The organism is Paraburkholderia sp. A1RI-2L, from assembly GCF_048957375.1.
GTDB lineage: Bacteria > Pseudomonadota > Gammaproteobacteria > Burkholderiales > Burkholderiaceae > Paraburkholderia.
Window position 1 is genome coordinate 986,577 of sequence record NZ_JARBTA010000001.1, and the last position, 13,730, is coordinate 1,000,306.

16 protein-coding genes and 1 tRNA gene are annotated in these 13,730 nt (G+C 64.3%); 7 read left to right on the forward strand and 10 right to left on the reverse strand.

Features of this window, described 5'->3' with window-relative positions; genetic code table 11:
* Window positions 1–401 precede the first annotated feature (401 nt).
* The 3 genes from PWP93_RS04635 (at window position 402) to PWP93_RS04645 (ending at window position 4,244) form a co-directional block, all read left to right on the forward strand.
* Window positions 402–2,015 (forward strand): mannose-1-phosphate guanylyltransferase/mannose-6-phosphate isomerase, encoded by a 1,614-nt coding sequence (locus PWP93_RS04635; protein WP_421024140.1) that lies wholly within the window; start codon window positions 402–404, stop codon window positions 2,013–2,015.
* 285 nt (window positions 2,016–2,300) lie between these two features.
* The gene (locus tag PWP93_RS04640) at window positions 2,301–3,020 is read left to right on the forward strand and encodes a FadR/GntR family transcriptional regulator (RefSeq protein WP_421043637.1); all 720 of its coding nucleotides are present in this window, start codon (window positions 2,301–2,303) and stop codon (window positions 3,018–3,020) included.
* 210 nt (window positions 3,021–3,230) lie between these two features.
* Entirely contained in the window at window positions 3,231–4,244 is a 1,014-nt protein-coding gene (locus PWP93_RS04645; protein ID WP_421043638.1) for a Gfo/Idh/MocA family protein, read from the forward strand.
* 12 nt (window positions 4,245–4,256) lie between these two features.
* Here PWP93_RS04645 and PWP93_RS04650 read toward each other — a convergent pair whose 3' ends face one another.
* The 9 genes from PWP93_RS04650 to PWP93_RS04690 all read right to left on the reverse strand — a co-directional run bounded on the left by PWP93_RS04650 (window position 4,257) and on the right by PWP93_RS04690 (window position 10,946).
* Entirely contained in the window at window positions 4,257–4,916 is a 660-nt protein-coding gene (locus tag PWP93_RS04650) for an amino acid ABC transporter permease (RefSeq protein ID WP_421043639.1), read from the reverse strand.
* Window positions 4,917–5,004: 88 nt separating this feature from the next.
* A complete protein-coding gene (locus PWP93_RS04655; protein WP_421043640.1) occupies window positions 5,005–5,802 on the reverse strand; it encodes a cystine ABC transporter substrate-binding protein in 798 nt (265 codons plus the stop codon).
* 125 nt (window positions 5,803–5,927) lie between these two features.
* A complete protein-coding gene (locus tag PWP93_RS04660) occupies window positions 5,928–6,962 on the reverse strand; it encodes a quinone-dependent dihydroorotate dehydrogenase (RefSeq protein WP_421043641.1) in 1,035 nt (344 codons plus the stop codon).
* A gap of 144 nt (window positions 6,963–7,106) precedes the next feature.
* On the reverse strand, window positions 7,107–7,886 hold the full coding sequence (locus tag PWP93_RS04665) for an arginyltransferase (protein WP_421043642.1): 780 nt from the start codon (window positions 7,884–7,886) through the stop codon (window positions 7,107–7,109).
* Window positions 7,887–8,045: 159 nt separating this feature from the next.
* Window positions 8,046–8,810 (reverse strand): leucyl/phenylalanyl-tRNA--protein transferase, encoded by a 765-nt coding sequence (gene aat / locus PWP93_RS04670; protein WP_421043643.1) that lies wholly within the window; start codon window positions 8,808–8,810, stop codon window positions 8,046–8,048.
* 14 nt (window positions 8,811–8,824) lie between these two features.
* Window positions 8,825–9,370: an NUDIX hydrolase gene (locus tag PWP93_RS04675; protein ID WP_421024132.1), complete on the reverse strand. Its 546-nt coding sequence runs from the start codon at window positions 9,368–9,370 to the stop codon at window positions 8,825–8,827.
* A 133-nt stretch (window positions 9,371–9,503) separates the two neighbouring features.
* On the reverse strand, window positions 9,504–9,995 hold the full coding sequence (locus PWP93_RS04680) for a hypothetical protein (RefSeq protein WP_421043644.1): 492 nt from the start codon (window positions 9,993–9,995) through the stop codon (window positions 9,504–9,506).
* Between the two features lie 478 nt (window positions 9,996–10,473).
* Window positions 10,474–10,755 (reverse strand): hypothetical protein, encoded by a 282-nt coding sequence (locus PWP93_RS04685; protein WP_421024130.1) that lies wholly within the window; start codon window positions 10,753–10,755, stop codon window positions 10,474–10,476.
* A gap of 114 nt (window positions 10,756–10,869) precedes the next feature.
* Window positions 10,870–10,946 (reverse strand) — tRNA-Met (locus tag PWP93_RS04690).
* 218 nt (window positions 10,947–11,164) lie between these two features.
* Here PWP93_RS04690 and PWP93_RS04695 point away from each other — a divergent pair.
* Both PWP93_RS04695 and PWP93_RS04700 read left to right on the forward strand, forming a co-directional pair.
* Window positions 11,165–11,662 carry a heme-degrading domain-containing protein gene (locus tag PWP93_RS04695; RefSeq protein ID WP_421043645.1) on the forward strand — a complete coding sequence of 166 codons (498 nt, stop codon included), beginning with the start codon at window positions 11,165–11,167 and terminating at the stop codon, window positions 11,660–11,662.
* Window positions 11,663–11,672: 10 nt separating this feature from the next.
* A complete protein-coding gene (locus PWP93_RS04700) occupies window positions 11,673–12,005 on the forward strand; it encodes a DMT family transporter (protein WP_421024128.1) in 333 nt (110 codons plus the stop codon).
* Window positions 12,006–12,033: 28 nt separating this feature from the next.
* On the opposite strand, the gene PWP93_RS04705 is transcribed toward PWP93_RS04700, so the two are convergent.
* Complete coding sequence (locus PWP93_RS04705) at window positions 12,034–12,246, reverse strand: hypothetical protein (RefSeq protein WP_421024127.1); 213 nt, start codon at window positions 12,244–12,246, stop codon at window positions 12,034–12,036.
* Between the two features lie 307 nt (window positions 12,247–12,553).
* Between PWP93_RS04705 and PWP93_RS04710 the strand changes: the two genes are divergently transcribed.
* Complete coding sequence (locus PWP93_RS04710; RefSeq protein WP_421025220.1) at window positions 12,554–12,838, forward strand: DUF1488 domain-containing protein; 285 nt, start codon at window positions 12,554–12,556, stop codon at window positions 12,836–12,838.
* Between the two features lie 68 nt (window positions 12,839–12,906).
* The gene (locus PWP93_RS04715; protein WP_421043646.1) at window positions 12,907–13,638 is read left to right on the forward strand and encodes a TetR/AcrR family transcriptional regulator; all 732 of its coding nucleotides are present in this window, start codon (window positions 12,907–12,909) and stop codon (window positions 13,636–13,638) included.
* Window positions 13,639–13,730 lie beyond the last annotated feature (92 nt).

The window sequence follows — 13,730 nt, forward strand, 5'->3', positions numbered from 1 at the left end:
TAACTTTGCAAGCAATTGAATTTATTGGATTATTCGGCTCACCAGGGGGCGTGTTCAAAAATGACTCCATGCTGAAACACGCGTGATCGAGGGCTGCGCCCGAGCGCTCTCAACGCACGGGGAACCGTTCGAATTTGATTCAGTTGTGTTGCGCCGCAGGCGATCCGCGCGGAAATGTTCGCTCCTGAAACATGGATGCCCGGCCGCTCTCGCACAGCACATGCGTGCACAAATGTCTCGTTGCTCGACTGCACGCCAGTCGCGCGGTCAGTGTGGGTATGCGTACAGAATCGCCTGCAGCGCTTTGCTCCAATGGAGTCCAAATACCCAGGGGCGCACGCGAAGCAGTACGCGATGCCGCACCTGCCCTGGACTGGATATCCGAATGGGGAGCTTCCTGCATGAACCAGGTCGTTACGCAGGCCGGCTTGATTGCCGCGGCCAATGAACCCGAAGTCGCACTCGTCGTTCAGCCCGTTGTGCTGGCCGGCGGTTCGGGAACGCGGTTATGGCCGCTTTCGCGCGAACATTGCCCCAAGCAGCTGATCGACCTGCTCGATGGCGAGTCGCTGCTCGAGGCCACCGTGCGCCGCCTCGATGGTGTGTATGCGCGTGGCGGCGCGTCGGTGCGCAAAGCCGCGCCGCTTGTCGTGAGCAGCGAGGATCTGCGCCATATGACCGCCGACCGGCTCGGCCGCAGCGGCACGCCGGCACGCGTCGTGTTCGAGCCGGTCGCGCGCAACACCGCGCCGGCACTCACCGTGGCTGCGCTCGCCGCATGCGCGGAGCAGGCAGCGGCGGAAACCGTATCGGACGCCGCGTCGGCAAAAGCATCGGAAAAAGCGCCGCAAAACGATAGCGACCCGATCCTGGTCGCCATGCCCGCGGATCACCTGATTGCCGATCGGGCCGCGTTTGCCGCGGCGCTGGAAGACGCCGTGACCTACGCAGCGCGTGGTGCGATCGTCACGCTCGGGGTGCCGCCGCAACGCGTCGAGACGGGCTATGGCTACATCGGCGCTGGCGCGACGCTTGGCGCGAGCGGTGCGCGCTCCATCGAGCGCTTCGTCGAGAAACCCGATGCCGAGGTTGCCGCGCGGTACGTCGCGTCGGGCGATTACTGGTGGAACAGCGGCATTTTCGTGGTGCGCGCATCGGTGTGGCTCGCGGCCATCGCGCGCTGCCGGCCCGCCATCGCGGCGCAGTGCGCGCAGGCCTTCGAGCGCGCGAGCGTCGACGCGGACGGCGCGGTTCATCTGGATGCGGCGGCGCTGGACGCGTGCCCCTCCGATTCGATCGACTATGCGGTGATGGAGTCCGTGGGTGCCGACGCGCTGCTCGCCGGCGTGGTCGTGCCGCTCGTGGCGGGCTGGTCCGACGTTGGCGCGTGGGATGCGGTCTGGCAGGTTTCCGACAAGGACGCGAGCGGCAATGTCGCGCGCGGGCGCGTGCTGTTCGAAGACTCGACCGAGAGCTTCGCGCATTCCGATGGCCGGCTCGTGGCCTGCGTGGGCGTGCACGGCGTGGTGGTGGTGGAGACCGCCGATGCCGTGCTCGTCGCGGCCAAGGACCGCGTGCAGAGCGTGAAGGCGATCGTCGGCAAGCTCAAGGCGCAACACGGCGAGGAGGCGCAGCATCATCGCCGCGTCGAGCGGCCGTGGGGCTGTTATGACTCGGTCGACCGCGGGGAGCGCTTCCAGGTCAAGCGCATCGTCGTGAAGCCGGGCGGGCGGCTCTCGTTGCAGATGCATCATCACCGCGCCGAGCATTGGGTCGTCGTGCGCGGCACGGCCCGTGTGACGCGCGGCGACGAAGTGTTCCTGATCTCCGAGAACGAGTCCACCTATATTCCGCTCGGCGTGAAGCACCGGCTCGAAAACCCGGGCAAGACGCCGCTCGAGATCATCGAGGTGCAGTCGGGCGGCTATCTCGGCGAAGACGACATCGTGCGCTTCGACGATCAGTACGGGCGTGCGGGAGAGCACGAAGACGCGCTCGCGTGGCAAAGAAAGTAGCTGGGAAAATCCATACAAACTGCTTACAAATCAACGGCAGGAAACTGCAAATCACAAGAATCGGGAAATCAAAGGGCCTGACGGGATCGCCCGGGACACACTCGGGAGAGCCTGGAAAAGCGGGTACGGACAGGGCGTTTGCCGCGCCATCTTTGCGTCAGGAGATATCCTGGCTGGCGGTTCATGCAATTCGCATGGCAACTTACGACTAAGTTCGACGAAGCACGAGGGCCCACGCAGCAACCGTCAAACAGGCGCGCTTACGCGGCATCGGGGGGAAGGGTCATGGAACTGGGGAACAAGGAACGCTCACTCGTGAGCAAGGTCATGGATGGCCTTATTTCGGGCATCGTCGAAGAACGTTACGGCGCGATCCTGCCGCCGCAGGATGTACTGTCCAAAGAGTTTGACGTGAGCCGCACGGTCATGCGCGAAGCGCTGTCCATGCTGCTCGCACGCCACATGCTCGACGTGCGGCCCAAGATCGGCACGCGCATTCGTCCCATGCGCGACTGGCGCATGATCGACGAAGACGTGGTGAGCTGGCGTTTTCGCGCGAAGCCGGACAAGAACTTTCTGCGCGACGTGATCGAGTTCCGCGCGCTGATCGAGCCCGCCGCGTGCGCGCTGGCAGCCGAGCGCGCGAGCGCAGCGGATCTCGCAGGCATTCGCGAAGCCTACGAGGCGCTGCGCCAGACGAGTCCCGGCGAAGCCGGTTGCGAAGCTGCCGACACGCTTCTGCACACGCGCATTCTCGCTGCGAGCGGCAATCAGTTCTATCAGCAGATGGCGGCGATCATTCGCGGCGCGCTCACGCTCGTGGGGCCCATCCTGAGCCAGCGCGAGGACGGCTGGACCAACGTGGTCAACGCGCACGGCAGCGTGGTCGACGCGATCGAGCGACGCGCGCCCGAAGACGCGCGCAAGGCCGCGGCGGCCATGATCGAGCTGACTGCCGACGAGCTTCACAGCTCGCTTTCGCCGGAGGCTGTCGAGCCGCGCTGATGCGCTCGTTCGTTGCCTGGTTGGTTAGCCGGGTGATTAACTGAGCAATTAAATGAGCGGTTAAACGAGCAATTAACTGAGCGGTTAACTGAGCGGTTGCCTGCGCGCGCGCAAGCCCGTATCGTGCGTATCTTTGCTTTGCTGCGGCCGGTGTACGGCGCGCGGCAGGCAGATCACGCAATCGACGCAATCGGCGATACGAGGCAAAGCATGGGCGATTCAGGCAAGCGCAGCGAAATCCGTAATGGTGTCACGTCGGCCACGATAACCTGGGGCATCGTGGGCGCGGGGCGCATTGCGCGGCGTTTCACGCAGGGCGTGGCGCATGTGCAAGGCGCGCGCGTGGGCGCGGTGTGGTCGCGCCGCGTGGCGCCGGCCGAGGCGCTCGCGCAGGAGTGCGGCGCCACTGCGTGCGCGAGTTTCGAGGCGCTGCTCGCGAGCGGCGTCGACGCCGTCTACATTGCCACGCTGCAGGACAGCCACGCGCACTATGCGGTCGCGGCGCTGGACGCGGGCCTGCACGTGCTCTGCGAAAAGCCCGCGACCGTGAACGCCGCGCAACTCGAGCGCGTGCTCGATGCCGCGCGGCGCTCGCAACGTCTCTTCATGGAGGCGATGAAGCCGCCGTTCTACCCGCTCTATCGCGCCTTGCGCGCGCATCTGCAAGCCGATCCCATCGGCCCCGTGGGCCTCGTGCGCGCGGGCTGCTCGGTTGCCAACGTTCCTGCCGGCCATCCGTCGTTCTCGTTCGAGCACGCGGGCGGCGCGCTGCTCGACATCGGCGTGTACGAGATGTTTCTCGCGGTCGACTGGCTAGGCGCGCCGCGCGAGGTGCAGACCTTCGGGCGCCTGGGCGTCACGGGCGTGGATACGTTTGCAAGCCTCAATTGCCAGCATGAAAACGGTATCGCGCAACTCTTTTGCGGGCTCGATCTGCATGGTTTTGGCGATGCGTTGCTGGCGGGACCGAACGGCCACGTGACGATTCATGCGAACTGGTGGAACCCGGTGCGCGCGACGATCCGCTATGTCGACGGCCGCACGGCCGAACTCGACGAGCCCTTCGAAGGCGGTGGCCTGAACTACGAAACCGCGCACTTTTGCGAGTTGCTGCGCGCCGGCGCGCTGGAGAGCCCGGTTATGCCGCACGAGACTTCGCGGCGCATGATCGCGATGGCCGATGCCGCTCGCGCGGCGCTCGGCTTGCGTTTCGACTGCGAGTGACGCTAGTGCCGCTCAATGCCGCGCGGGCAACGCGAGGCGTTTTTCGTACCAGTGCTGGATCCACTCGAGCACCTGGCAGAGCACCCAGTAGACGGCGGCGGCCGCGAGATAGAGCGGCAGCGGCTGATACGTCGAAGCAATGATTTCCTGCGCGCTGCGCAGCAGTTCGGTCACGGTGATGACCGACACGAGCGAAGTGTCCTTGATGAGGCTGATCAGGCTGTTCGAGAGGCTCGGCACCGCAATGCGCAGCGCCTGCGGCGCGATCACGTAGCGCAGCGTCTGACGCCGCGAGAGGCCCAAGCTATAGGCGGCGAGCCACTGGCCGCTGTGGATGCCGAGAATCGCGCCGCGCATGCTCTCGGAGAGATAGGCCGCGACGTTCGCGGAGAGCGCGATTACGCCGGCAGGCGTGGGGTCGAGCGAGATGCCGATGCTCGGCAATCCGTAGTAAATCACGAAGATCTGCACGAGCAGCGGGGTGCCGCGCATGAGGCTCACGTATACGCGCGCAATGAACACGAGCGCACGATTCGAGCTGATGCCCATGAGCGCGAGCACCGCGCCGCCGATGAGCCCGAAGATCATTGACAGGACTGCGAACTTGATCGTCAGCACCGCGCCCTGCGCGAGCACGGGCAGCGACTGGATGATGAGCGAGTAGATGGGCATGGGAGGACGCAGATGAGAAGCGCTCGCCGGGCGAGCCGTAAAAACATGGGGCGGCACCCAGCGACGCCGCCCCGCGCGACTGACGCCGTTACTTCGTGATCGGCCTGGTCACGTCGATGCCGAACCACTTGTCCGAGATCTTCGTGAAGGTGCCGTCGGCTTCGAGTTGGGCCATGGCGTCGTCGATGGCTTTGGCGAACTTCGGATTACCCTTCCTGAACGGAATGGCCGACGGGTTGCCGGCGCCGACCATCGCGCCTGTGCGCAGCGGCAGCTGCGAGTTCTTCAGCAGGTAGGCGAGCATCAGGCGGTCGTTGAGCGCCGCGTCCAGACGTCCGGCTGCGAGGTCGCGCAGGTATTCCGGCGCACCAGGATAGGTCTTCACGTCGATGCCCGGCACCGACTTCGCCATGTCCATGTAGTTGGTGCCCAGACCGACGCCGAGCTTCTTGCCTTTCAGTTCTTCGAGCGATGTAAACTGGCGCGTATCGTCCTTGCGCTGAATGAGCTGCGCGGCCGAGTACGTGTAGGCCGGCGAGAAGTCGAGCACGGCCTTGCGCTGGTCGGTGACGCCCACCTGGTTGACGATCACGTCGAATTTGCCGGCCTGCAGACCCGCGATGATGCCGCTCCATTCGGTCGTGACGAATTCGGGCTTCAGGCCCAACTTCGCGGCCACGGCCTTGGCGATGTCGACGTCGTAACCCACCAGTTCGCCGCTAGGCGCCTTCGAGTTGAACGGCGGGAACGTGCCTTCGAGACCGATGCGCAGCGTGCCGCGCGCCTTCGCCTGGTCGAGCAGGTCATCGGCGTGGGCGCTCGCTGCAACGAACGATGCGCCGGCGAGTGCGAGCGCAAGGAGCTTTTTCAGCAAGGCGACTTTCATTGTTTTCCTCTTGTTTTGCTGCGGTTTTGTAGCGAGCCCGGGGATTCCCCGGGCCGGCCGTCTTCTGGAGCGGAGTGCATGGCCCGATGCGCGCCATGCGCCGCACATGGCCTGAAACTATAGCCTCACGCGCGACCCGAGGCCAGCGCACGCGCGCATTCGGCAACGAGCGCCGGGCCGCGGTAGATGAAACCCGTGTAGACCTGCACGAGCGATGCCCCTGCAGCGATCTTCGCGCGCGCGTCTTCGCCCGAGAAAATGCCGCCTACGCCGATGATCGGCACCTGCTCGCCGAGTTCGGCGCGCAGTTTGCGGATCACCTCGTTCGAAGCCTCGAACACCGGGCGGCCCGAGAGACCGCCGGTTTCGTTGGCATTGGGCAGGCCCTCGACCGCCGCGCGCGAAAGCGTCGTATTGGTCGCGATCACGCCTTCGATCTGGTGGCGCAGGAGTGTGTCGGCGATCTCCTTGATCTGCTCATCGTCGAGATCCGGCGCGATCTTCAGCGCGAGCGGCACGAGCTTGCCGTGCATGTCGGCGAGATGCTGCTGCTTGTCCTTGAGCGCGGCGAGCAGCGCGTCGAGCTCGCCGCCGCCCTGCAATTGGCGCAGATTCTTCGTGTTCGGCGACGAGATGTTGATCGTCACGTAGCTCGCGAACGGATAGACGCGCTCGAGACAGAACAGGTAGTCGTCGGCTGCGCGCTCGATCGGCGTGTCGGCGTTCTTGCCGATGTTCAGGCCGAGGATGCCGCGATAGTGCGCGGCCTGCACGTTCTTCACGAACTGCTCGACGCCCTGGTTATTGAATCCCATCCGGTTGATGATGCCGCCGGCCTCGGGCAGGCGGAAAATGCGCGGACGCGGGTTGCCCGGCTGCGGACGCGGCGTGACCGTGCCCACTTCGATAAAGCCGAAGCCCAGCGCGGCGAATCCGTCGATGGCGGCGCCTTCCTTGTCGAGGCCCGCGGCGAGACCTACCGGATTGCGGAACGTGAGGCCCATGACGGTGCGCGGCGAGTCGGGCACGCGCGGCGCGAAGAGGCCCGCCATGCCCGTACGGCCCGCAGCGCCGATCATGCGCAGGGAGAGATGGTGGGCGTCTTCGGCGTCCATGCGGAAGAGCCGGTCGCGGACGAGCGGGTAAAGGGTGCTGAACACGGGGAAAAGGCGCAGGCGCAAAAAAATGAGAACCCGCTATTTTAGCGATAAAGTTCACCACGCAGTTCACCCCCCCGCCATTTACCGCAAACGGCGGCGGGCCGCGCGCATGCACGGGAAGATCAACTTGGCGCCGCTCGCGTGCTAGCTTGCGGCAGCTTCGCTCGTGGAGCCGAGCGCGCACCAGACGCCGTCGAAGAGGCCTTCGAGCGGCTGAAAGCGGGCTTTATAGGCCATTTTCGGGCTTTCGCGAATCCAGTACCCGAGATAGACGTAGGGCAGTTGCAGACTGCGCGCCTGCTCGATTTGCCAGAGGATGTTGTAGGTGCCGTAGCTCGTGTGCGGGCTGTCGGGCTCAAAGAAGGTGTAGACCGAGGACAGCCCGTCGCCGAGGATGTCGATCATGCTCACCATGCGCAGCGTGCCGGGCTCGTCGGGGCGCTGCGGATCGGGCTCGCGAAATTCCACGAGGCGCGAGTTGATCCGGCTTTGCAGCAAAAACTGCTCGTACTGGTCGCGGCTGTCGCGGTCCATGCCGCCGCCCGCGTGCCGCGCCGACTGGTAGCGCATGTAGAGCGCGTAATGGGCCTCGTCGTAATGGAGCGGCGCGACCGTCGCCACGAGTTCGCCATGATGCTTCCAGGTGCGGCGCTGGGTGCGGTTCGGCGTGAAGCGCTCGACCGGCACGCGCACCGGCACGCAGGCGCGGCAGCCATCGCAATAGGGCCGGTAGGTGAAGACGCCCGAGCGGCGGAAGCCCGCCTTCACGAGATCGGTGTAGACGTCGGAATTGATGAGATGGCTGGGCGTCGCCACTTGCGAGCGCGCGATGCGCCCCTCCAGATAGCTGCAGGGGTAGGGCGCCGTTGCATAGAATTGCAGCGCGGAAAGCGGTGAAAGCGGCAGCTCGTTCGGATGCGTCACGTTGGCAGCTCTCGTTGCGGTTCGGATCGTCGCGCAGCGCCACGCGCAGCGGATGCGACGTTTTCTCCTTGCATACTAACATCGACGCCAGACGCGCATCCATCGAATTGCGCGCCGCCGGGCATGGGCGACGGGCGTGGGGCTGCCCTGACGCGTGTCCTAGAGCGCGGATACGGCGCTGTTGTCGGCGTGGCCCTGGCCGATCCAATCGGCGAGCACGCTTTTATCGAAACGCCAGCCGAACGCGCCCGCGCCTACCGTCGCGCGCACATGCGCGATGAATGCCTTGCGCCCGATTTCGCGCCCCCCCAGCGAAGCCAGATGCGCGGTGTTCTGCTGGCAGTCGATCAGCTCGACGCCGTTGCGGCGCAGATGCGCGACGAGCGCGGCGAGCGCGATCTTCGAGGCGTCGGTGACGGAGGCGAACATCGATTCGCCGAAAAACATCTTGCCGAGCGAGACGCCATAGAGGCCGCCCACGCGCTGGCCGTCGAGCCACGCTTCGATACTGTGCGCGTCACCGATGCGATGCAGGCTCGAATAGGCGTCGATCACGTCGGAGGTGATCCAGGTGCCGCGCTGGCCACGGCGCGGTGCGTTCGCGCAGGCGCGCATCACGGCGGCGAAATCGTTGTCGACGCGGATTTCCCACGCGGGGTCGCGCAGCACGCGCTTGAGCGTTTTCTTGAACGAGGGCGAGACCTTGAACTCGTCGGGGCGCAGGATCATGCGCGGATCGGGGCTCCACCAGAGCACGGGCTGGCCGTCCGAGTACCACGGAAAAATGCCGTGCCGATAGGCGTCGACGAGGCGCGCGGGCAGCAGGTCGGCGCTTGCGGCAAGCAGGCCCGGCGCGCCGCTCGACGCGCCAAGGGCGCGCTCGACAGGCGGGAACGGGTCGTCGGGCGAAAGCCAGGGCACCATCGCCGTAAAGCAGGTCAGCCGTCGCGCAGGGAGCGCAGGACGTCGCCCGTGTGCAGGCCGTAGCTACCCGATTGGCGGTCGGAAAAGAAGCAACGCAGGGTCTGGCCGACGGTGGGGAACGCGATGTCGTCCCACGGGATTTCGTGCTCTTCGAAGAGGCGCACTTCGAGGCTCTCTTCACCGGCTTCGATATCGAGGTCGAGCAGGCGCGCAAGATAGAACAGATGCACCTGATGCACGCGCGGCACATTCAGCAACGAGAACAGGTTCTGCACCTCGACGCGTGCGCCGGCTTCCTCGAGCGTCTCGCGCGCAGCGGCTTCGGAGGTCGTCTCGCCCATCTCCATGAAGCCGGCAGGCAGCGTCCAGTAGCCGTAGCGCGGCTCGATCGCGCGGCGGCACAGCAGCACCTTGTCTTCCCAGACGGGAACGGTGCCGACCACGTTGCGCGGATTCTGGTAGTGGATGGCGCCGCAGTGCGAGCAGACGTAGCGTTCGCGATTGTCGCCGGGCGGAACGAGCAGGCTGACCGCCTGACCACAAGTCGAGCAGAATTTCATGGGCACGATAGGGGGATGGGTGATGCGAGTGTATCACCGCAAGGCGGGGCGACGGGAGCGGGCGCGGATTCCCGGTATTGGAGGAGGGGGCGGGCTGCTGCCCGCTTGTGTGGCGATCGGAAGCGGTTCGATTTCAGCGGGGATCGCGCCGAACACCGCGCCAGGCTTCGGCTCTGGTGCGTGCCAGTAATGCATCCCTCACTTCACTCACGACCTCAACCCAATTTCGTAATTTGCGTTGCCGAAACAATTGCATGGTCGGATACCAGGGGATGTCCGTTCTATGGGTGGCCATCGCCAATCGCCGTAAGCCGGTATGAGCGTCCACACTGGAGTGCCGCCCGCGCCCGCGAGGGTGAGCGACCGATGTATCAACCGAAATAAGCAAATCCAGTTTGTTGAGTATTGATAGCGTATCCGTAAAATCGTGAATTTCCGGGCCAAGCGTGTGCAAATCGAAATGCTTCTCGAGCGCACAACTTTCTCGCTCGCTTTTTCCTTTCTTTAAGGAAAACCACGTCACGTTCGGTAGTGTGAAGAGGGGGATAAATGTATTCAGGCTGATCGACCGGAAACGATCGAGCGAGTGCGCAGGACCTCCTTCCCACACAACGCCGATTTTCATATTGCCTCTGGATGCTCCATTGGCGGTAAGCGCGTTGATCCTATGATTCCAATAGTCGCCTTTTTCCAGTGATGACGATATGTATCGGGTTGCTTAGGGAAGCATCGAAAGCTCAAGGTTCATGAATTCTGGAAACCCTGGTTATATGGCACCAGTATTGATAGGAGCACGGAGGAATTCGAGTATAAGTAGCGCGAATGCTGGCCATGGATTTTGCCAATGGCGCTATAGGCTCACTCACTAGCGCGTCCACTGTTGCGCCTTTTTCGTTCAACCATTTCGCAAATCTTAAAAATTGAATCTCGTCGCCGCGTCCTTGTTTGCCGACGAGCAAAAATGTGCTTCCAGAGACCGGTTGGCCCGACCACCTGGGAAAGGGGAGCTGAACCATGCTCTCTTCAATTCCGCGTGCCAGAAAAACAAAACCCGGCGCGAGCCGGGTTTTTCGTGTTGGGTGCGTGACCGGAAGGGCGTCCGATTAGCATTCGCCCTTCTTGGCGTGACCGGGCGGGCAGTGCCAGCCCTTGTTGTTGTGGTGGTGCTTGTCCCAGTCGTCGCGGTCCCAGTAACGGCGGCCATCCCAATAGCGGTCGCCATACCAGCCAGGCGTGACGACGATGGCGGCGGGCGGCGGCGCGACCACGACAGGGACAGGGGTCCCCACGTTGATGCCTACGTTGACATCGGTCGCGTATGCTGCGCTGGCCAGACCGACAGAGGCGGCGGCAAGTGCCAGGCGGACGAATGTTTGCTTCTTCATGGACCGGTCCCCCAAATATCGCGCCGCGTTCGGGACGGATTTCGCTGGACAACAAAAAACCCGCCGAAGCGGGTTTGATGGCATGACGGTTTTTGTGAAAGTCTCAATGGACTTTGGTTGCGGGGGCAGGATTTGAACCTGCGACCTTCGGGTTATGAGCCCGACGAGCTGCCAGACTGCTCCACCCCGCGTCCGTCAGAAAAAGAAGTATAGGGTAAATGCCGCTGCGACGCAACAACAATTACCAACATTCCTCTGGGAGATAGCAGAATCATTGCGGACCGGGCGGGCGAGGCTGCGCCCGGTCCGTTCGCATAAGGGGCCAGGCTAGAATCGTGTGCCCGGTTGTCGCAGCAGAAATCGCGAGCCGCCCAACCTTTTCGCCCCTTACTCTGCCTCATAACTGCTCATGGACATCGCCCTCGATCTGCAATCGATAGCCGCGCAGGAACACGCGCTGGTGTTTCCCCGTTTCGACACCGATCGCGCCTGGCAACTCGGCACTTTGCTGCGCGAGCTTGCGGTCGCGCGCTCGCACGCGGTCGTCATCGACGTGCGCACCTTTGGCCTGCCGCTGTTCTTCTGCGCGCTTGCCGGCGCGACGCCCGAGAACGTCGAGTGGGCGCGCCGCAAGTCGCGCGTGGTCGAGCATTTCCGGCGCAGTTCGTATGCGATCGGCTTGCGCGTGCAGCAGTCGGGCTCCTCGCTCGCGGAGAAAAACGGCCTGCCCGTAGCTGATTACGCCACGCATGGCGGCGCGTTTCCGCTGACCGTCGCGGGCGCCGGCGTGATCGGCTCGGTGACGGTTTCGGGGCTGCCGCAGCGTGCCGATCACGAACTCGTGGTCGAGGCGCTGTGCGCCCATCTCGACGCCGACTACAGCAAGCTCGCGCTTGCGAAGGCCTGACGCGATGCGCATGTCTCCCTGGCTCATTCTCACCATCGCCATCGTCGCGGAAGTCATTGCCACGTCCGCGCTGCGCGCTTCGGAGGGTTTTTCGCGGCTCGTGCCATCGGCGGTGGTGGTCGCCGGTTATGGCGTCGCGTTCTACTGTCTCTCGCTCACGCTCAAGAATTTGCCCGTGGGCGTGGTCTATGCCGTTTGGTCCGGCGTGGGCATCGTGCTCATCACGCTCGTCGCGATGGTGCTCTACAAGCAGGTGCCCGATCTGCCCGCCGTGCTCGGTCTCGGGCTCATCGTGGCCGGTGTGGTCGTGCTGAATCTGTTTTCAAAAATGCAGGCTCACTGAGGTCGCACCGAGGCCATACCGAGACCATTCAGTATTCAGGCGGCACGATGCGGATGCCGCTGGTCGCGATGGTCTCGCGGCTACGTTCGCCTTCGGGCGTGGCCGCGTCTTCCCACAGGCTGATCGCGTGCGAGACCTCGATGCCGTGTTCCTGTGCGTAAGTGAACCAGCGGCTCGCGGCCTGCTGCTCGGATATTTCACGGTTTTCTTCGAAGTATTGGCCGTTCAGGTGCGATTCCATAGTTTTCCTGCGTCGGCCGGCGTTAGTGCTTTGGCACTGACTCCGGGCCCGTGCTTCCGGTTGAACCGGGCTGGCGCTGCGCTTCACAGGAAGCCGCGCTTGCAATAGTGAAAGGTTTGCATGGCGCGCATTTCTCGCGCGCCGATCATGTTCAGTGTTGCAGCTTCCGTACCCATTCGTCTATCGGTTGCACGGCGGCCGATGTCACGTATCGGTCCTGTCGGGGCGTGCAGCGAGTAACATGGGACGCGATCCCGCCGTCCGTCGGCGCGGGTTTTCTTCTGCAGATTTTCCAACGGGGCTGGACATGGATATCCGTTTCCCTTCCGAGGCGCCGTCCTGGCACGATGCAAATCTCACCGTGGGGTTTCCAGCGCTGGTGGACGGTGCGCGCGTGCCCTGCGCGATCTCGGTCGAGGCGCTCGAGGATCATTTCGGTGCGCTGTCCGCGGGGCGCGACGCGTGGATGCAGGCGTTCGATGCCGGCCGAGCGCGCATCGAGGCCGTGGCGCGCGCGCATCTTGAACTCAGCAACGGCACGCCGGTATTGCTAAAAAGCGGCCATTTTCCGCCGGGCACTTTGCTTTCCTGATGAGACTGGGCGAGCCGGTGCCGCACATCCCGGCGCGCCGGCTCGATAATCGCGCTCAGGCTGTTCCCATGGACATCGTTGAACCCAAAGACCCCGATGCCATCGCGTTTCGCATGGCACTGCGCGCGCGCATACTGGATGCCGCACGCCGCATCGTGACGCGCGACGGGCTGCATGCACTTTCGATGCGCAAGCTTGCCGAGGCGATCGGCTATTCGCCGGCTTCGCTTTACCTACATTTCGACAGCCGCGATGAGATTGCCCGCGCGCTGGGACGCGAGAGCTTTGCGCAGTTGCTTGCGCATCTTGAACCGTGCGCGCAGATCGGCGACCCGTGGGAGCGGCTTCATGCGCTGGCGCATGCCTATGTCGCCTTCGGGCGCGCGCATCAGGAGGCTTACCGGCTCATGTTCATGGAGCCGCGGGAGGGCGGCCGTTTCGGGATGCACGTAACGGGCCGTGCGGCAACGCGGCCGGCGCGCGACCCTCCGGCGATTGCCGAATCCGGCGATGCGCTGCCTTGCGAGGACGCTGCGCGCGTGGCGGATCTGTTCGCCGATGCGCTCGAAGCGCTTGTGACCGCGGGGCATTTGCACAGCGGCGCGCAAGGCGAGCCTGCGCTGCTTGCACGCGCGTTATGGGCGATGCTCCATGGCGTGGTGGTGTTTTCGCTGATCGGGCCGGGGTTCGCGCATGAGGCGGCGTTGGCGCCGATCGTCGACGCCGGGCTCGGCGGCTGGCTTGGCAGTCCGCCACCGCCCGCGGGTGCAGTGGAGAAAACGCGAAACGGCCCATCGTGATAGCCTCGCTGGGCGCGGTTAGCTGGGGGGCGTGAGCATGGCGCGCGCTGCCGCGGAGCGCAGGTTTTCTTCGTCCTTTCATCCTGATCGAT